We start from the raw sequence: 20,065 nt of genomic DNA, 5'->3' as shown, positions 1-20,065 counted from the left end.
TGCAATACATCTTAGCTTCGAAATTTTAATATTTTAATAGGGATTAAAAAGTTTATATTTTCAGACTTCTAGACGTTTATTGTTAAAAGAACGGATAAGTTCCTCGATATGTTATTTTAATTAATTACGTGCGGAAATTTAATGTTCTGAAACTATTATTGGGCGAACATTTAATTTTTCTATTGTGTATTTAGCACAATATGTTTTTAGTTTATCCTGAATAGAATATGAATTTTCCTTAGCCATTCCAGCAGCCCATAATCCAAACTTTTTCAGCACATGATTATGTAAATTACTATCGACTGATCTGGCATTAAGAGTTGCACTATCTAATGCTGGCATTAATGCTGAATAAAAGAAATGTAAAAGCAAGGTAGCCAAAAGTAAGCCAATAAAGGAAGTTGCCGGGATATAACTCAAAAGGCTGATCAATGTACCACTGGCCATTATATTTAATAATGTTTGACTACTGAATTTTTCCGAGAAAAAAGGAAATGCGACCAAAGTAGAAAGACCTCTAGCAACCAATCCTAGGCTCATAATTAAACTAGCTTGTGAAACAGTTATCCCTTTTGTATAAATTATCCATCCGGTCCAATACGGAAGGAAAATGCCCCAAGTCATAAAAAAACTAAAAATCTGACTACTCATCCAACGTTGTGTGTTCATTTTTTATCACCTCATTGTTGCATCATAACATTAAGATTTTTACAATACTATGAGATCACTCATATTTTAAAAGGTGATATGTTAAATGTCAGAACTGTCCCGTACCAGTGAACAAGCCAACCCAATATCCATTGAACATAAATGGTTTACTTCATTTTTCTAGAAGTTTATACAGGGGTCAAATGTGACCAATAATAAATAAGGCCAGCTCATCGTCAAACTGACCTTTTACACCGTTATTTATTAAATGACCCTATCAGATTCAATTTCTGGGTTCAAATAATAATGCTTTTAGGCGAAGCGCACTTTGTCACTCATCTGTTGTTAATCTAGCTTTTTTAGTTCTTCTACCTTCATCTGTCCATCTTTAATAAGCACCGATGGTACTCCATTAATATATTTTCTTGACTTTGGTAGCCCTATTTGTATGTTTGACAATAAAATAATCCCAATAATAAGCAAAGTTCCACCGTATAATGCCTCCCACTCATCTCTCCATGCTAAAGGTTGAACAGGTATAGCACCAATAGACATTCTCAACACAGCTTCCGAAACAATTGTTTCTGCAAGTAATCGTTTACCTGCAATACGCAGAAGAAGAACAGCAGCAATAAAGATGATGATTGCCTTGACAGTGAAGGCAATCATCATTTTTCTCACCCCTTAATTTTTTTGTTATTATTTGTTAAATCCATAGTAGGAATGTAGATTGGTTTAAAAATGAAGTAATAACAAAAATTCATTCGTGTGAAAGATAAAAAAACTATAACTTTTCCATGATTTTTTCTAAAGGAATGACCACGCCTTTTTCATCCTTAAACATGATATGTTTTGGTTCAAAATGAACGGGAGAATCTAAACCAGCAGCTGCTGCTGCACGAAAAAGTCCCTTTCTGAGAGTAATAAGATAGTTGGCAACACGGTGTTTCTTTTCGTCAATGACGAGTGCATCCTGTAATTCAGGGTCAGTTGTTGCCACGCCCACAGGACAGGCATTGGAATGACATTGTAATGTCTGAATGCATCCCACTGTAATCATAAAAGCACGTGCGATATTGACAAGATCGGCCCCCATCGCCAAAGCAACAGCAATCCTGTCAGGAGTAAATAGCTTCCCAGAAGCAATTATTTTCACGCGATCACGAACATCGTATTTCTGAAGAGTGTTATGAACGATTGGAAGAGCTGATTTGATTGGCAGGCCCACACTATCTATCAGTTCTTGATAGGAAGCACCAGTTCCTCCTTCACCGCCATCGACTGTGATAAAGTCAGGACCTTTTCCTGTTTCTTTCATGTATTTAGCGAGATCTTCTATACTATCTGTGCCTCCGACTACAATTTTCATTCCGACCGGGATTCCTGTATGATTACGGATTTCTTCAATAAATTCAACCATTGATGGTACATCACCAAACTGAACAAAACGGTTAGGGCTGTCAATCGATTTATATGGTTCCACTTTGCGAATCTCCGCAATTTCAGGATTGACCTTCTCGGCATCAATATGCCCCCCGCGTGTTTTAGCGCCTTGGGCCAATTTGATTTCAAAAGCTTTTACTTGAGGAATTTCGCTTTTCCTTTTTAACTCATCCCAGTCTATGTTTCCATTTTTATCACGCACGCCGAACATGGCTGGTCCAATTTGCATAATGATGTCTGTTTCACCTTTTAAATGGTAAGGAGATAACCCTCCCTCTCCTGTATTCATCCATGTACCTTTCGCTATTCCAAGCCCCTCCGATAATGCTGTGATGGCATTAGATCCTAGTGCACCGTAACTCATCCCAGACATTCCGATTAACCCTTTAAGAACAAAAGGATATTTGGCATTAGGACCAATCACAACAGCATCGTCATCATGTAATAGGTAGGCAGCTGATTCTTCATCCTCTAACTTTTCCTTTCTTTGAGTAAAAAGCGGATCATTCAGCAACAAATATCTTTTGGTTAAAACCTTTATATCTCGATCGAACTTTAACTCCTCGTTTAACTTCGGAAACATATCATTTCGAATGAAGTATCCTTCCTCGTCAAAATCACGTTTCGAACCAAAGCCGACAACATTCCGTTTGTATTTTGCCGATTTGACAATCTGCTCATAATCGTCCCTTGAAAAGGGCTTCCCTTCGTTATCACCGTTAAACCAATATTGACGGAACTCCGGTCCAACATTTTCTAGAAAATAACGCATCCTGCCGAGCAAAGGATAATTTCTTAAGATAGAATGCCGCTTTTGATTTTTGTCAAAAACAAATAAAAAACTGAGATAAATGACGATGATGATAAAAAGCAATATGAACAAAAATCCTCCAGCAATAATTAAAAAATCTGCGAGATTCATCGGTACCCCCCTTTTTAACTGTATATGAATCTAATTTTCATCTTGGGGGATAAATTTATACTGTGCAGTCCGATTATTTTCTTCTTAAAAATAAAAATAACCGAGAAACGCGGGGACAGAGTTGATGTTTCATAGAAGTCCTTAATGAATTTCTCTCATAGAGCCTTTCATGTCAATGAACGCGCAGAACCGTCCCCTTGTTTCGCTAATAAAAAAACATAGGGAAACTAATCTTCCTATGTTTTCATTCATATTATTTATCTGTTTGTTTTTGCTTCTTTTTCAAATACTCCGCACGTATTTTTTCAAGTTGCTGCTTTTTATCAAATTTGGCAGGCGTCTGTTTTTCATGAAATTTTGTCACAGCTGCCTGACCTTTGTAATCCAATTGATATTTTCCCACTTTGTTCACCTACTTTCTTATCTTTAGAGAGAATCTATTCAAGAAATATAATATACCTTATTTTACTGAAGTAAACCTTATTATATTAGTGTACTGCTAACCTTGCATATATCAATAAAAACAGTAAAAACTTAGCAAAATAATTCATCGCCAAATAGTATTCATTTCATTGCTATAATTTAAATAAAGATGATAATGCCTTTCTTTTTCATCAGCCATTTAAACGTCCTACTGTTTGATAACCAGAATCAGCTTTCCTTCATGAGGACTAACGGTAAGGGCAGATTAGTACATCTGATCAATTTCTTTTTTTCTATTTTCGAGCTGTGTTTGTAAAAACTTTTCTTGGTTTTTTCTTTTCTTTACCATTTTTTCATATTCTTTCTCAAGTTTTTGAGCTCTTTTGATGTCTTTGGGAATCAGTTCGCCTCTTCGCAGGTAAATAGCTAAATCTGAATAAACATCTTCAAACCCTAGTTCAAGGGCTACATTCATCCAGTACATTCCCTTTTCGGCATTGTTTATACTCATATAATGGCTGCCAAGGTTAAAAGCAGCAAATGGATGTTGCTGGGATGCCGCTAATTCATAATAATAAACTGAAGTATCCATGTCATCCCCGTCTTCAAACATTGCTCCAAGCATAAATTGTGCTTCGATATGATTTTGATCAGCCGCACGTTTGAGCATCAGCTTAACTGTTTCTTCACTCATACCATTATCTTCAGCCATTAATGCAAATACATATTGAACATGTGAATCTTCTATGGAGAAAAATGGTTCTAGTTGTTTTAATGGAGTTTTTACTTTAAATATCTCTCGAATCATTCGTTCTCCAAATTCATTATAATCCGGTTTAATTAACTGCAGCATTTCTTTCACATATGCAACATCCCGGAGGAATTCTAAAGCTTCATTCATTCGAGCCACTTTTTGTTCATCTGTATATTTCAAGCTTGTTGCAAAAAAATGACGAATGTTTTTAAGTTCTTCTGCCGATATGGAAGCATCATCAAGTGCGTTTTGATAAGTATAGTCAATATAACTAGAACAATTATTTTCAGCCCGCTCAAATCGTATCAGAGCCTCTTTATAATAGCCTTGACGCCTACAGTAAACCCCGCTGCCTACCCACTGTTTCTTATAATCAAATTCTTTAATTTTATATTCATTTTTTAATGAAATCCACTTTAAACTACGATCTCTATGTTCCATTCGGCTACAAAGGTTTATTATTGAATGATAGTGTTTTTCCACCTCATAGCACTCAATTGCTTCATCATATAACATCGCCTGCTCAAACAACTGACCTGCACCTTCAAAGTTTCCTTGCTGTTTCACAAGATACGCTTGACAAAGTAATAGTCGTTGTTCAATGTCCCTATCGGGTGTTAAACGTAAATAACAATTTTTAGCCTGTTCATATAAGCCGCGCTTAAAGAAATGATCACCTTGTTCTTTCCAGTCCTGCTCTGAAAACTCCGACTCAGCTTTTTTGTCAACTGGCTCAACAGCTGTATGAACAGCCAACTGCTTTTGAATATCCTCCATTTGCCAAAGATCCGAGGCCTTGCAGCCGTCATAAATCAGACATTCCTTCATTCCTCTCGTTACAGCCACGTAAAGCAGACTTGCTTCATAACGGATAAACCTTTGCATCACTGGATTACTGGAAATTTTACTAAGTTCATTTCGATTCACTATGCCGGCAATCTTTTTCCATTGTGCAAATTCTTCCGTTTCTTCATGAAGTACCTTCCATAACATTACTTTCCTAAATTCCAGTCCTTTCGCTTCATAAATCGTGAACATCAAAGGGATATGTTCTGATTGTTTAACCAACTGTTTCAAAAGAGCGTCTTTCGTTTCTTCTGAACGGACTAGAATCGCATCATACGGACCAAATCGATTCAGCATGGGGTATAGCTTGTTCTCCTCCATCCCAAGTATTAGCTTCGGCATTTCACCAAAATGAAATGGAACTGTTTGATCTGATTTATATTTAAAATCCGTATAATTTTTTTGAAGCCTATTGATTTCCTGTGCCAGTAATGCGATTTTTCCCGTATTACGAAAATTTTTCGATAGTGAATGGATCTCAGAAACCCGCTCATTGAACTCTTGATAAAAGGCGTTTTTCACATTTTCCCAACGAAATCCACTATGATGAACTACCTGATGATCATCACCTGCAAGTATAAGCCGTTTCGAATCATTCTTTGCCAACTTGAATAGCAGTTTAACATGAAACATTGTCAAATCCTGAATTTCATCACACAGAACCATATCATAAGAAGTCAGAGATTCTTTGAGCAACCGCTGCAGCAAACCCTGTTCGTCAATGAGAAATTGACTGGACAAGTAATTCTGGTAGGATAAAAAGATATTATACACCTGCTGTCTGTTATTAGAAAAATTCGGTGCCTCATTAATACTAAGCTTAAGATATTCTTCTTCTGTCAAATATTCATGCTCTGAATGAAAAATACCACCTTTTATTACTCCTCGAATTTCTTCCCATAACATTAAAGCGGGAAAATCTCTCTCCAAATGCTGTCCTCTGGAAATATTATTATAATAATGAATAAAGTGATCCTTCGTAACGATTGTCTGAAAACGTTCAGAATTATAGTTTTTCATAAAGTCTTTGAAGGTTAAAAATGAGGTCTGCCTCTTGTATTCTTCTTCTTCATCCATTCCCTTCACAAGACTTAAAAACTGTTTTTCTGCGTCATCTCTTAACTGTTTGGTATAGGTAATATAAAGCTTTTTTACAGCAGGTTCTTCCAGCATTTTATGAATTAAGATGGTTGTTTTCCCACTGCCAGCTGTTCCACTAATCAAAAGTGGCATCGGCTTCGACAACAGCGCTCGTTGTTCACGGGTAAGACGCAATTTCATCTCCCAGAATTCGTCTGCATTCTCATCTTGTTTCATCATAAAGCGTGTAAGGGTGTCTTCGTCAATTTCATAGGTCTTCAGCTGTTGAAACTGATGGAAGAAATAATCATCTTTCCATAAGGCCGCCTGATCCTCCGCAAACGCTTGGAATGACTCACCCGCAGTAATTTCCTCCTCTTCATATAATGAGTAATCGAGATCATCATCAAGAATCATGCGGGCCGTACGAATGACATCATCGTGATGAAGCAACAGCCTAAACACTAGAACCACTGTTTCAGCTAGTTCACTGTCATAGAAAAGCGTAAACAACATTCTGTATCCTTTATCAATTCTTGCCTCAAAAATATTCAATTGCTTGTTAACAGCCCTGAGCTTTTTCACTCGCGTTCCATTTTTCCAATGCCCTTGCTTAAGCATGCGAAGTCTCTTTTCTATTTCACCGATTTCATCTGCCGAAAATGATTGCAGCTCATCCTTTGCTTTATGATGAAGACAAATAGTGTACATATCGATCCTCTCACTTTCATCATTAAAATGATACTAATTGTTAAAAAAAACGAAAGAACCGTTATAAAATGTTTATAGTTATCTGTATAGAATAAGGATAAATGAGCAATAGCTTATTAATACCTTTTAAAAAGAACATTTAATATAGACTCTCTTCGAAAATCAGCTACTAGCGGAGAACATGTGCATACTGTTCTTTTTCCGATTTCTTTTCTATAAGCATAATATAATTGCTCTAATCTCTGAATATTCATTTCTATTAAACGATGTCTTTTTAAGCGTTTTCCTGTTTGTTTAAAATAAAATAAATGGATCGTTTTTCTTATCCATAAATCTAAACCCTTTAATTGCTGAACATCTGTGAGACACAAAAAAAATTGCAGCCAGCTTCGACGGGTTTCGATTTTTTTGCAAGTTTGACAAATTCTCATTCCATTTGTCTCATTTCCCAAAAGCTTATATTGAATTTTACATATCACCTTTTTTGCGTCATTATCTTGAACTTCATCACTATCAAGTTCTGTCAATATATTGCGAATTCTTTGTTTAAATTTACGAATGTTATGTTTACTGATTCGAATACCTGTTTGCGAAAGATTAAATCCCAGAAAATCAATAGATTGTTCAGCAACATGTACTAATTTTGTCTTCTGTTGGTTGGGATGTAATTGTAGACCTATTTCAGATAGCTTTTCTCTTGTTTGATTTTTGATGGTTTCAAGGTTAAACCTATCACGGGTTAAAATAATAAAATCATCTGCATACCGTATATATTTGATATCCATGTTTTGCCCTAAATCATTTACCACCCACTCATCAAATGGATGTAAATATAAATTAGCTATTAATCCAGATAGGGCTCCTCCTTGAGGAATCCCTTTTCGCCGATATGTCCGTTTAGGTTTTTGTTTATAGAATAATTTTAAATTACCCTCATAGGTTTTCCATTCAACACGATCCGTTGAAATATATCTTTTTAGTAGTGTATAAAGTAGGGGACTTTCCTTTTGAAATAACTTCTCAAACTGTGCCAATAATAAAAAATGTGGGATTTCATCAAAAAAGTTTTTAATATCCGCATCCAATACATAATCGTATCCTTCTTTTATATATTGATATACTTTCATAACAGCCTGTGAAGCTGAAAATTGCGGGCGGTAGGCATAACTAACAGATGGTAATTGATTGAATAATTTCTCTAACTCATCCCTTAAAACAGTTTGTACTCTCCTCTGAACGAGTACGTCACGTATAGATGCAATGGAAATAATCCGATGTTTATGGGAGTCCTTTGGTACAAGCACTTCACGAAATGGATAGAAAAAATACGACCCACTGCTCATACGTTTGCTCATGCTGACCACTTGATGATCCAAGTCTTTCTCAAATGATTTCCAGGTAACCCCATCAGCTCCCATAGGAATCTGCACCTTTTTATGATTAAAGGCATCTGTTTTTATCTTCTTATATATAGAATACTCTTCTCTTAAAAGCTTAGGACTACACTCATGGATTAACCTAGAATCTAAGGCATACATATTTAAACTCTCCTTAAAGAAAAATATCCTCCCTATAGGAACTCAGCGTTAGGGAGGATAAATCAGCTGATCCACCGGATGATTCTCAATCCAGTGTTTAAAACAGTCAGCACAAAATGCCCAATAAGGGAATAGAAAAATCTATTTGAAACCGCCTGATGCAGCTTCACATACTCCCATTATACAATAAATAAGTAAATTTTATCCATTGGGGAACCTTTAAACCCAATATTTTTCATTCTATTTAGACCCTCTTATTGAAAAAGCACTTGGGCGATGATTACATCATGCCGTCCATATCCATAGGTTGCTAGAGTGTAATATTGATAACATTGAGTGCAAAATGTGCGGTAAATCAACGGTTGGAGGTTGTTGACTGTAAAATCTTTAACGGGGATTTACGTTTTTTATGCGAACAAAATCGGTGACAGGCACCATCCCTTGCTTGGCGTTTCTTCATAAATAATTCCCATTCATTTTCATCATTTTCCTACTTCCTTTAAACTCTAGGTATAAGCTTATTATTAGGACCTCTCCTTCGAATCTCCAAATCTACTGTATTAAATCTACACATCTACCATGGAATCAATAAAAATTGATCTTCAAAATTAGGCACTTTTAGTGATGGTCAGGATATTACGATTGATAGGTTCGTAGATCTGTTATTTAATCATTCATATTAACAAGCCGTATCTTCACCTGCGCTCCACAAATCAACGGTTTTAGTGATAAATTGTTCCAATCCCGTATCTTCAACTTTATCGATTTATTGATGCTTTGAAACGTTACCTTAATAAGGCAGTTATACCAAATCCACCTTTTCAATATTTTTAAAACAGAATAGGCCAATCGTAAACCCAACCACCGATAACACCAGCGGAATAATAATTACGCTTAGTACGGAAAAATCGGTTGGAGGGCTCATAAAGGACACCATAATTATCGATGATACAATGGTTATCGCCACAGATTTCTTCAGCATGCCGAAGTATAGCGGAATTAGACTAATTCCAGCCGCGGAAATAGCCTGGGATGCTAACTTCATGCTATGCTGCATTAATTCAAGACCAGTTAAGTTGTTAGGAACGATGCCTACTGCCCAATTTATACCGTAGAACAAACTGACTACAATCACATTTGTAAGAATAATAGAACTTAGTGTAAAGATTAGGACAATCAGTAATTTGGCCACCATGATTTTCTGTCTTTTAAATAACCAGAAAAAACGATTAAGTACGTACATATTTCTTGTGTATAATATGTTAAATAATTTCAGATCCCACCTTATTCAATAGTTTTCCTACAAACAACAAAACACCCTCAAACATTGAAATATCAACATTTAGGAGTGTTTTATTGTTTCTTAATTTAACTCATTACTAAAGATACCGGTGGTCGGGGGCGAACTGCAACTCCTCCTTACAGACCAGATTTTTTCTTGTAATTTCTTTATTAAAGTTAGTTCGTTTTACTCTTTTTTCTATCCTGACCAACATTATACTTACGAATAACTTTCAACATAATAATAGCCCCCGATAAATAGGAGACTAAGAGTAATTGTCCTCCAAGGTCATGAAAATCATTCTTACATAGTATAAAAAGAAACATTAGACTACTGGGGAGAACTTTATATGTAAACGTTGAAATCCTTAAGTTGGCGGGACCCCCTGGGAATCGAACCCACCAGACCTGGCACACAGGTCTCAAGCGGTTTTGAAGACCGCGTGGGGATACTAGTACCCCATTCAGCCCCATCCAAATGTTAATTTATCAATGTTTATACGTACCACTCCGACGGTTTTTTTCGACCATTCACACGGTCCTTACATCGGTTCACACGGTTTATTATAATTCAAAAGAATAAGATATTCTATAGATCTATAATAATTTAATAAAAAAAGACAATTTTTCTATTTCCTCACCTTAATGTATATTTACTAAAATACTCATTCGGTGACACCTTTCCCCACCGGTTGCAATTTCAGTTATATATGGTTCACGTTTATAAGTAGTTGTAGTGTTTAAACGTTTCTCATTTCAAAGTGGCTTTGCTTAGATAATACATACGTTTCTCTTGTGTTACGTGTTCAAATTAAGATGTGTTCTTACAAAGTCACAAGCAACATAAAAGAAAAAGGACTCACCATTTGTATGGATAAGTCCTTTTTCTAACCTTAAAATCAATTAATCGTAAAATTCTACGGTTATATCAACTAAAATTTTGGCTTCTTTGCCAATAATTATCACTGCAATGCTGATCGGTTCTCCCTCAACGTCGAACAATTCAAGCTGGTACTCTAGTTCTATGTCCCCCATACTAGGATGGCCGATAATATTAAAAGTGTATATTTCCTATTTTTCGCATATAAAGGTAGCTTATTCAAAGACGTAAATAGTGTATTGGTAACATTGAGTATTTAACCATTGATATATTTAAAAGATAAAGTAAAAAAGACATCCAGAGTACAGCTACACAGAAGTGGTTGTTTGTAATACCTCGTGAAATTAAAAACAAATACGAGAAAGCACCTTAGGGGAAATCACCAAAGGCTGAATAATAACCTTGTTTAAGTTAAAAATAAATCTGTCTGCAATTAGAAAATTTTTTTACTATTTTACTACTAAAAAAATTATATAGGAGTGAATTCTTAATGAATAACCTTAGCGTTTCTCTCACTGAAAGTACCATTGAAAATTTTTTAAGATCACAGTTAGCCAATATTACATTTCAAAATGAAGAAACATCTTTATATGATAATAACGGAATAAAGATTGTAGCTAATGTACACATTAGGACAATTGAGTTTAGTGATTTCGATTTAATCCAACCAGATACGTTTGCTATAAAGAGAATAAGCGTAGAGTTTGAAAAGATAAATATTGTTATTAGTGCGGATATAAAGCATTTTAAGGATAGGAAGGTTATTGAAACTCCAGACATCCCAAATATAAGGAATCCTATTACTGGAAGTATTATAGTTCATGGAAGAGAAGTTCCAGATATAGTTCTTTGGAGTGTTGATTTATTCGGAGAAAACCCTGATATAAATTTAACAGTAGGTCTTGAAGAATTTATTAAGCCAGTTTTCTCAGTAAGTTTTAATTTTATTACTAATGACTTTAAAGTGTCATTAGGACTAAGAGATTTTGAAATGCATGATTTTGTCCTCCCAGAGAGCATTGCCGACACGGTGAAAAATAATATTTTAGAAGAAGTTGAGAAAAAAATTAGAGACGTAGTTGGTAACGATGTTATTGGTGATGTACTTGGTAAAATCGGTGACTTACTACAAATGCTTCCTGACTCAGATATTACAGGTTTAGTAATTGATAATGTGGTTAAAAGTGACCAGTTTGAGCAGTTTGTACAAAGTCAAGTGCGTTCAAAATTAGGTGATTATGTTTTATATGTGCCGCAAAGCTTTAAACTTGGTTCAGATCAATCACCTATAGAATTAAGCATAAATAGCCCTACAGTAAATGTATTAGATAATCAAATTACAATAAGCATTGACGTAAATGAGTTATAATATTACGATGAATGGCCTTTTAAAAAAGAATCTTCAAATGAAGGTTCTTTTTTAATTTCCAAAATTTATGATAATGTAGTTTCTTTAGAAAGATTTTTGGTTCTTGCAATTTCAACTTTTTAAAGGAGCCTTCGTATTATAGTTTCTTCCCCACCGCATTTTTTCAAATTCATCTTTATTTTGTTCGGTCATTTCTTAACGCTCCCCTTAAACAGTGACTAATCAGTATAATTTCACCCTAATTTTTATTTATTTATTATTTCATTAACCGTTAGTACAATAAGCAAAGCATAAGGTACTGCATAAAAATAACCAATTATACTTAATTTTAGTTTGTAAATATGCTTAGAGTTTTATAAACATACTGCCATTAGGTACATAAATTGATTGCCAGAAACACTCAAAGCTAGCTCTCTCGATGAATTCCGGAAGCCTCATATCCATTGTATTGCATACGCTTTATCCGTTAAATCGTAAATAAATAGCTCTCCGGCCGGATTTAGGAGCTACGTTTTTATTTTTATAATAGTTAATTTTGCTTCAAAGCATTCCTTTTTTCTCCTAATTCCTAATTACATTTTTGGCTTTTTATATTGAAATTGTGTAATTAACACATAGTGTTATTAATATTTTAAGTTTCATGGTGTCATTGCTTCCTTTTCGGATGAAACGACACTACTGAAAATGAGCCTCTATTTCTGATGATGATGTAAATCATATTCCAGTGCAAAGTGTGAGATTAGTCTCATTTAACAATTCAATGTCATAAAACTGTTAATAGGATTCAATGAGTTTATTATGTATATTGAAAAATAAAGGAGGTGAATTATTTGGGCAAGTTAATGACCGTTTCTAAGGCAAGAGAGGAAATAATAAGACTGCAACATTTTGTCAATTTGGTTGAATCATATGATGCAGATACATTAGAAAAAATGGTTATTAAAGAGTACGCATATACAAACAGCATTACCAAAGTGACGAATAAATTAAATGTAGAAAAAAAATATGTAACTGCAGTAATTATGCAAAAAGGTACAGATGATCTACATAAGTTAATACAACATTCCGGTTATATGCTTAAAACAAAGTCTCAACGAAACCGTTTTAAATAAAAAAAGGACCGATTCTCTGGTCCTTTTGTCGGTTAGTCCTCACAAAAAGTAAATCACCCCACATCTCCCAACCTATTTAACACCTCATTATTTTTTTCTTCCTTATTTGACGACTGCCTTCAATAACTTATAGAATAACAGTAGTTGGCGACTGGGGGATTTAACTACATGCATAAATTACAATACGGAAATACAACAATTGATTATTCGGTTGAATACATAAAAGGAAAAAAAGACGTCTCTCTTTCGGTGTGCTTAGCAGAAGGGGTCAAACTTGTTGCCCCAGAAGGTATTGATTATGAAAAACTGAATAAAATTCTTCATAAAAAAGCTCCTTGGATTTTAAAGAAAAAGTATGAGCTTCAAGAGATAGCTGATAAACCTTCATCCAGAGAATATGTTAGCGGAGAAAAATTCCCATATTTAGGTCGACATTATCGGCTAAAAATACATAAAAATGACGATTTGAAAATGCCAGTGCTAACATTTAAACAAGGCAGATTCATAACAGAGATCCCAACATATTTATCGGAATTAGAAAAAAGAAACGAGTTGAGAAGGCTTTTTAAAGAATGGTATGTTAGACAAGGAAATAAAAAGATCGAAGAAAGACTTATGATTCATTGTCCAAAAATGGAACTCAAACCTTCAAAAGTAGTTTTTAAGGAGCAACAAAAGCGCTGGGGAACTTGTACGAATGAAGGTGCCATCTATTTGAATTGGAGAATCATGATGGCCCCAATGTCGGTGGTTGATTATGTTCTCGTCCATGAATTGGCCCATCTAAGGCATATGGATCATTCTACAGATTATTGGAAAATGGTTCGGTCAATACTTCCAGATTATGAGCAACGTAAAGAATGGCTAAGGATAAATGGTCCTTTATTGAGTTTATAAAACATAGCTTATGTTAAAAGGTTGCCCAATTATAAGGCAACCTTTTAATTTTAAAATATTACTACTGGCTTATTTTATCGTTCTCTTTTCTTTCAATACCAAAAATCGAATCAAAAAAAGGTTCAAGACTACACACAACTTTTTCTACATTATCTGCACCGTATTTTTCTTCTAATCGTATCAACATATCAATAGTATTAGGGATGGAAACACCTAAATGAAACAATTCTCTCCCCCATGCAGCTTTACTGATTTTTCTCAACTTTTTCTGCTTTATATCGAATCGTTTCTCACCTTTTCTTTGCAAATGAAAAACCCTTGTTTCTATTTTTTTCCACATTTCAATATCTACTTGTACATTTATTGTTTCAATTTCACTTTTTACAACTTTCACTTAAATTTCCCCTTTTTTACTACTTATAATGAACCTCAGCTAAATCCATCAGCTGCTGCGTTAATCCTTCGAGCTTATCTTTCGGGCATTTACTTGCACGGAGCTGTCGTTTAATCTTTTTACGCATTTCCCGTTTTACGTCCTCTTTCTCAGTCCATTCAAGTACGGCTTGATCTTGTATGTTTTCCGTAATGATATGTGTCAATTCTTTTAAAGCTTCCTTATCTTCTTCATCTGGAAGCTGTTGTTCAAGCATTTGATAAAACGGATACTGTTCTTTTGTAAAACCGTGTTCCTGGCTTTTTTGTGCCGTATTACGCATTTCTTGAACCATTTCACGATATTCTTCTAAGAGTTCTTCAATAGTCAACTGACGGTCTTTTCTACGCTGTATAAGGGCTTCTAGTCGTTCTCGCAAGGAAGTGTAAAGAACCGGGTTTTCCTCTATCTTAATTTTAATTTCATGCTTAATCGCATGTTCCATTTCAGCAGCTTTGGCTTCCGGCGTAGTTGCTTTTTCCAATTGTTGTTCAAATTTATTAGACAGTATATCGATTGGATCATGCATCACTTCGATATTACTTACAAACAAATATTCTTCGATTAGTTCTTTTACCTTTTCACCACAATCAGAAATATCCATACTATCTTCACGGTATCGGGATTTTGCTAATTGGCGTACTTTACCGAGAAATTTTAAATCATTCAAATAAGGCTTAGCCTTTGGACTTGGTAAGATCATATCCATACTTTCCGCAAACTTTTTAAATGACGTTTCAAATTCATTTCGTACGTCCTCTGGCTCCAGCACTTGTATGCAGCCCTCTAGATCATCTTGCCGTAAATAATCAAAGAAGCGCATAGCTTTTCGGTGCCTAGATTGCAACCGTGGGATCTCAGAATCAACACTTTGCAAAGCCCCTTGAATATCTTCACTAGCAAATATGCCTAGTGCTTCTTCAAGGAACCTTGATACGCCAAAATAATCAACGATTAGTCCATACGTTTTTTTATCATAAGTTCGGTTTGTCCTTGCGATTGCTTGTAACAAGTTATGTTCTTTCAATGGTTTATCTAAATACATTACTTGTTCAATTGGTGCATCAAAGCCCGTTAATAATTTATCACAGACAATGATAAAGCTAAGCGGATCTTCATTCATTGGCTTTTTAAAACGTTCAATAATCTTCTTTTCCTCGTCCTTTGATAGATGATGTTTTTTCATTCGCTCTTCATCATTATGACCACCAGAAATGATCACTGCCGATTGATAATCAGTTAACTCATCAAACAACTCTTTATAGGTTACAGCAGCTTCCCGAGTAACCGCTACCACTTGGGCTTTAAAACCATTCGGTTTGATATGTGTTTCATAATGTTCAATCATATCGAGAACAATCCGTTTAAGTCGTTTAGGAGAAGATATTAATGCTTGTTCAGTGACATATTTCTTTTTAATCCGTTCTCGATCTTCTTCACTATATTCACGGAATTTTAAATTAAATAAATCATCTAAGGAATCCCCTTGTACATGAAGATCCACCATTCTCGCTTCATAAAAAATTGGAACTGTTGCACCATCTTGTACAGCTTGTTCAATGGTGTATTTATCTATGTATGTACCGAATGTTCGAATCGTGCTTTTATCTTTCTTATCAATCGGTGTTCCCGAAAAGCCCAGATAACAAGCGTTCGGCATAGCTGTACGCATATTCATAGCCAAACCGCTGTATTGCGTTCTATGACTTTCATCAACCATAACGAATACATTCTCTGATTCTGTTAATACTGGATAACCATTCTTTTCAGCATCCTCTTGGAATTTTTGTACAAGTGTCATAACCGTTGTACCAGAACCTTGTTGTAATAGTTTCTTTAGATCCGCTACCGACCCAGCTTGTTGAGGATTAGGAAAACCACATCTTCGGAACGTGTTCGCAATTTGGTCATCCAAGTCTTTACGATCCGTTACAACAACAATGGTTGGATTCTTTAATCCTTTGATCCGACGTAGCTTTACAGCTATGAATACCATTGTTAGTGATTTTCCGCTTCCTTGGGTATGCCAAACAACACCACCACGATTATGAGGGTTTTCTGCGTGTAGAATACGATTGATTGCTTTATTAACAGCCCTATATTGCTGATAACGTGCCAACTTTTTAATCGTGCGACCTTCTACGGGTTCATAGACAATAAAGTTTCGAATAAGGTCAAGTAAATTCTCTTTTGGAAAAATACCCGTCACAAGAACATCTTGTGTTGATGGATTATCTCCTATTTCTGCAACTGTTCTGGGATAAGGATCTTTCCATTCTCCATAATGCTGAACTCTTGCCCCAATCGTACCAGCTTTTGCACGGTCATTACTCGTAGCAATCAAGATTTGATTGTAATGAAATAGCGGTTCACATTGATCTTGATACCGTAATAGCTGCTTAACCCCTTGCCCAATTTGTTCATCTGGTGATAAGGTGGGACTTTTACATTCAATCACAACTAACGGTAATCCATTGATAAAAACAATCAGATCTGGTCGAATGGTTCCTCTAGCGTTTGAGATAGAAAATTGATCGACAACCAAAAATTCATTATTCTCTGGGCATTCAAAATCAATCAGCTTAACCGTCTGATTTTTTTTTCCCTTCCCAAGATCTTGCTGTATGGAGATCATATTGATGAGATTTTCATGAAATAGCTGATTCGCTTCCATTAAGCTCATTGCATGGATATGAGTAACGGATCGGATTATTTTATTTAAGTTGTTATCTGAGATCCAAGGATTTATCTTTTGAATAGCTTTAATAAGTCGATCTTTTAATACGACAGCACCTTGTGTTTCACGTTCACTATCCAGAGAAGGACCATGAATATGTTCATAGCCCATTTGTTTTAATTGATTGATGAAGCGGTCTTCAACAAGTGTCTTTTCGTTCCAATCCCTTGTAAGTGTCATGAGGTTGTCACCTCTTCTTCATCAACTTTCACACGAACTTTTCCCGATAAAAGGACTTGCATAAGACCATTTTTAATCTTTGATAGGTTTTCTTTACGATTAGTCTCGATTTGTATTTTTTCCTCTAACGAACCTAATATTTCGGAAATTTTTTGTTGTTCATTAAGATTTGGAATAGGAACTCTTACTTTTGATAAATCCTTCCAATAGATTGCTGCTACGCTAGTTGTACCGTTAACCAATCCTCTAATCTTCCCTTTAAGTAACCCTTCATTAAATTGATAAGCAACATAATCGGAACTTGAAATAATTTCCTTATTAAAAACAATTCTTAATATATTATTGTTATAGATTGCTTTCTCCAATTGGTTATGCCAGATAGCAGTCTTACCAACAAGTTCTGGTGTGTTCCTTGTATTGAATAAAAAATCACCATCTTTAAGTAAAAAACTTTCATATTGTTGAGGAATTGCGTTAATATATTCTATCTTAGAAAAATTAAATCCCCCAAATGTAAGATTCCCCATCTTTATTAACGGAAGCCCCATATTACCATTAGCAGTATCATTTGTTCCTAATTTAGTACTTGATATTATATCTTCAAGTCTTCTAACTTCCCACTCTTCCGGAATCTCACCAATCTCCGTTTTCTTAAACTTCGTATGCCCAATTCCTTTTGTAAGAAGCTGCTGCATTAACCCTTTTTTTACTTTTTCCGTTTGTTCAATGATTTTCTCTGTTTTTTGGATGGTATCGTCAACAGAAGTGAGAATTGCTGAAATTTTTTGTTGTTCCTTTTCCGATGGAATAACAATGTCTAATTCACGAAGTTTTAATATCCCAATTGTTGGACGAGTAGAACCCGTTGTTAACCTCTTAATTTGGTCCATTAATTGCTGTGATTGTAAGAAGTAATATAAGTAACTATTAAAAACTTCTTTAGATTTAATCAAAACTAACGTAGCTGATAGTGCGTATCTCTTATCGTAGCTCAAATATCTAGGATTACCAATTGTACCAACCTTGCCAAAGGCGATATCATTTTGATCAATTTTAAAACTACTCTCTTGTTTTATTATAGCTTCTTCGACAACTTTTCTTGTTTTTTCGAAATTTATTGTACCGTCATTATTAAAATCGCCCACCCCTACATATGGATAACCATTTGGAACTTCTTTTGGCGCCCTATGATCGGGTTGAGGATCAATAACGTCAGCAACCTCACCTAATTTTTTTATTTTCCATTTTTCTGGGAGATTTTTAGAAGCACCTATGTTATTCACCATACCCCAACCCCTTCAAATAACCGTACATCTTCTCTTCGATCTCATTCCGTTCTTCTTCGAACTTACGAAGTTCTGCCAATGCTTCTGCTACATCTACTAGTTCTTCCTCTTCCGTTGTATCAATATATCTTGCAATATTAAGGGTATAATCATTTTCTTTGATTTCATCTAAGCTGACGGGGCGACAATACTTCTCAACCTCTTCCCACTTGTCATAGGCAGAAACAATTTTTTCAATATCTTCATCACGAAGGGTGTTCTGATTCTTACCTTCTTGATAATCTTCTGCCCCATTAAGAAAGAACACTTTACCCTTTTTGTTTTCTTCTTTATTACGATTCAAGATTAAAATACTTGCTGGTATCCCGGTTCCATAAAATAGATTTGATGGCAATCCAATGACGGCTTCAAGGAGATCCTCTTCTAATATACCTTGACGAATTTTTCCTTCTGCACCACCACGGAAAAGCACACCATGTGGCATAACTACCCCAGCTTTTCCTTCATGATTCAGTGTTGAGATCATGTGTTGAACGAATGCGAGATCACCTTTATCTTTTGGAGGAATACCAAAGCGGAACCGACCATATTCATCACTCTCTGCTTCTTCTCTTCCCCAATTGCTTAAGCTAAACGGAGGATTGGCAATCACACGATCATAAAGGATTAGTTCCCCATCTTCTAGGAGCTTAGGGTCACGGATTGTATCCCCTTTTTCAATTCTGTGGTCACTTAAGCCATGTAGCAACAGATTCATTTTACAGATTGCCCATGTATTTAGATTTCTTTCTTGCCCATGCAACGTTAGGTTACGGGGATTCCCACCCTGGGATTTTATATAGTCAACCGATTGAATTAGCATACCGCCAGATCCAACAGTCGGATCACAAACACGCATTCCCTCTTCTGGTTTAATCAGATGTACGATTAATTCAACCACTTTACTTGGTGTATAGAACTCTCCACCCTTTTTACCAGCATCATCCGCGAACTGCTTAATTAGGTATTCATAAGCACGACCCAACATGTCTGGTTCAGATAAATTTGCGTTGCTTAGATCAATAGCGGAAAAATGGCTAATTAATTGCTGCAGTAATTTATCCGGTAGCTTCTCTTTATCATTAAAATCAATCGTTGCTAATACTCCTTGTAATGAAGCATTTTCTTCTTCTAAAGCTTCAAACGCTTTATTAATGGTATCCCCTATATCTTGCGTTTGTGATTGAATATTCGCCCACCTAGCACGTTCTGGAACGAAGAATTGATGTTCATCACGATCATACCAACCGTAATCATCATCTTCCTCTTCTTCAATTCGTTTAGCCGTTTCGACAAAAACATCATTTAAACGTTTTAAAAATAATAAACCGAATATGTAATTTTTATAGTCAGATGAATCAATAGATCCTCTTAGTATATTCGCTGATTCCCATAGATGTGATTCGAGTTGTTGTAAAGTAAGATTTGACATGTGCTTCCTCCTTTTTTGCTATCGAAATATGTAGTCAGTACACTTCTACTATAA

The 20,065-nt window shown here is 35.3% G+C and carries 13 protein-coding genes, 1 tRNA gene and 1 pseudogene; 3 read left to right on the top strand and 12 right to left on the bottom strand.

Annotation, left to right across the window (positions count from 1 at the left end; genetic code table 11):
• Positions 1-261: 261 nt before the first annotated feature.
• The 8 genes and pseudogenes from F4V44_RS12990 to F4V44_RS12960 form a co-directional block, all read right to left on the bottom strand.
• Positions 262-669 (bottom strand): annotated as a pseudogene (locus F4V44_RS12990) (MFS transporter); the annotation flags it as partial.
• Positions 670-993: 324 nt separating this feature from the next.
• On the bottom strand, positions 994-1,320 hold the full coding sequence (locus F4V44_RS12985) for a DUF421 domain-containing protein (protein WP_150440453.1): 327 nt from the start codon (positions 1,318-1,320) through the stop codon (positions 994-996).
• Between the two features lie 112 nt (positions 1,321-1,432).
• A complete protein-coding gene (locus F4V44_RS12980) occupies positions 1,433-3,013 on the bottom strand; it encodes an FMN-binding glutamate synthase family protein (protein WP_150440452.1) in 1,581 nt (526 codons plus the stop codon).
• 253 nt (positions 3,014-3,266) lie between these two features.
• Positions 3,267-3,416, bottom strand: a complete 150-nt coding sequence (locus tag F4V44_RS27365) for a hypothetical protein (RefSeq protein WP_191090669.1) — start codon at positions 3,414-3,416, stop codon at positions 3,267-3,269.
• Positions 3,417-3,701: 285 nt separating this feature from the next.
• On the bottom strand, positions 3,702-6,827 hold the full coding sequence (locus tag F4V44_RS12975) for a UvrD-helicase domain-containing protein (protein WP_150440451.1): 3,126 nt from the start codon (positions 6,825-6,827) through the stop codon (positions 3,702-3,704).
• A gap of 116 nt (positions 6,828-6,943) precedes the next feature.
• Positions 6,944-8,365, bottom strand: coding sequence for a reverse transcriptase domain-containing protein (locus F4V44_RS12970; protein ID WP_150440450.1), 1,422 nt, complete (start codon positions 8,363-8,365; stop codon positions 6,944-6,946).
• Between the two features lie 802 nt (positions 8,366-9,167).
• Positions 9,168-9,560 (bottom strand): hypothetical protein, encoded by a 393-nt coding sequence (locus F4V44_RS12965; RefSeq protein WP_150440449.1) that lies wholly within the window; start codon positions 9,558-9,560, stop codon positions 9,168-9,170.
• 460 nt (positions 9,561-10,020) lie between these two features.
• A tRNA-Sec gene (locus tag F4V44_RS12960) sits at positions 10,021-10,118 on the bottom strand.
• Positions 10,119-11,016: 898 nt separating this feature from the next.
• Here F4V44_RS12960 and F4V44_RS12955 point away from each other — a divergent pair.
• The 3 genes from F4V44_RS12955 (at position 11,017) to F4V44_RS12945 (ending at position 13,904) form a co-directional block, all read left to right on the top strand.
• Positions 11,017-11,895 (top strand): hypothetical protein, encoded by an 879-nt coding sequence (locus F4V44_RS12955; protein WP_150440448.1) that lies wholly within the window; start codon positions 11,017-11,019, stop codon positions 11,893-11,895.
• An 830-nt stretch (positions 11,896-12,725) separates the two neighbouring features.
• Complete coding sequence (locus F4V44_RS12950; RefSeq protein WP_150440447.1) at positions 12,726-13,007, top strand: hypothetical protein; 282 nt, start codon at positions 12,726-12,728, stop codon at positions 13,005-13,007.
• Positions 13,008-13,175: 168 nt separating this feature from the next.
• On the top strand, positions 13,176-13,904 hold the full coding sequence (locus F4V44_RS12945) for a M48 family metallopeptidase (RefSeq protein ID WP_150440446.1): 729 nt from the start codon (positions 13,176-13,178) through the stop codon (positions 13,902-13,904).
• Between the two features lie 61 nt (positions 13,905-13,965).
• Here the strand turns inward: F4V44_RS12945 and F4V44_RS12940 are convergent, their stop codons facing one another.
• The 4 genes from F4V44_RS12940 to F4V44_RS12925 are packed head-to-tail and all read right to left on the bottom strand — an operon-like array spanning position 13,966 to position 20,011.
• Complete coding sequence (locus tag F4V44_RS12940) at positions 13,966-14,298, bottom strand: hypothetical protein (RefSeq protein WP_150440445.1); 333 nt, start codon at positions 14,296-14,298, stop codon at positions 13,966-13,968.
• A 19-nt stretch (positions 14,299-14,317) separates the two neighbouring features.
• Positions 14,318-17,254, bottom strand: coding sequence for a type I restriction endonuclease subunit R (locus F4V44_RS12935; protein WP_150440444.1), 2,937 nt, complete (start codon positions 17,252-17,254; stop codon positions 14,318-14,320).
• Entirely contained in the window at positions 17,251-18,540 is a 1,290-nt protein-coding gene (locus F4V44_RS12930) for a restriction endonuclease subunit S (protein WP_150440443.1), read from the bottom strand. Before F4V44_RS12930 ends, F4V44_RS12935 begins: the two co-directional genes overlap by 4 nt.
• The gene (locus tag F4V44_RS12925) at positions 18,530-20,011 is read right to left on the bottom strand and encodes a type I restriction-modification system subunit M (RefSeq protein WP_150440442.1); all 1,482 of its coding nucleotides are present in this window, start codon (positions 20,009-20,011) and stop codon (positions 18,530-18,532) included. Before F4V44_RS12925 ends, F4V44_RS12930 begins: the two co-directional genes overlap by 11 nt.
• Positions 20,012-20,065 lie beyond the last annotated feature (54 nt).

The organism is Niallia endozanthoxylica (genome assembly GCF_008710145.1).
Lineage (GTDB): Bacteria > Bacillota > Bacilli > Bacillales > Cytobacillaceae > Bacillus_BD > Bacillus_BD endozanthoxylica.
This window is presented reverse-complemented; position numbering and strand designations above follow the sequence as displayed.

What these genes read in the sequence shown, in the direction of transcription:
- F4V44_RS12985 (WP_150440453.1), bottom strand. Translation starts at nt 1,320, where the DNA reads ATGATGATTGCCTTCACTGTCAAGGCAATCATCATCTTTATTGCTGCT.
- F4V44_RS12980 (WP_150440452.1), bottom strand. Translation starts at nt 3,013, where the DNA reads ATGAATCTCGCAGATTTTTTAATTATTGCTGGAGGATTTTTGTTCATA.
- F4V44_RS12975 (WP_150440451.1), bottom strand. Translation starts at nt 6,827, where the DNA reads ATGTACACTATTTGTCTTCATCATAAAGCAAAGGATGAGCTGCAATCA.
- F4V44_RS12970 (WP_150440450.1), bottom strand. Translation starts at nt 8,365, where the DNA reads ATGTATGCCTTAGATTCTAGGTTAATCCATGAGTGTAGTCCTAAGCTT.
- F4V44_RS12965 (WP_150440449.1), bottom strand. Translation starts at nt 9,560, where the DNA reads ATGGTGGCCAAATTACTGATTGTCCTAATCTTTACACTAAGTTCTATT.
- F4V44_RS12955 (WP_150440448.1), top strand. Translation starts at nt 11,017, where the DNA reads ATGAATAACCTTAGCGTTTCTCTCACTGAAAGTACCATTGAAAATTTT.
- F4V44_RS12945 (WP_150440446.1), top strand. Translation starts at nt 13,176, where the DNA reads ATGCATAAATTACAATACGGAAATACAACAATTGATTATTCGGTTGAA.
- F4V44_RS12935 (WP_150440444.1), bottom strand. Translation starts at nt 17,254, where the DNA reads ATGACACTTACAAGGGATTGGAACGAAAAGACACTTGTTGAAGACCGC.
- F4V44_RS12930 (WP_150440443.1), bottom strand. Translation starts at nt 18,540, where the DNA reads ATGGTGAATAACATAGGTGCTTCTAAAAATCTCCCAGAAAAATGGAAA.
- F4V44_RS12925 (WP_150440442.1), bottom strand. Translation starts at nt 20,011, where the DNA reads ATGTCAAATCTTACTTTACAACAACTCGAATCACATCTATGGGAATCA.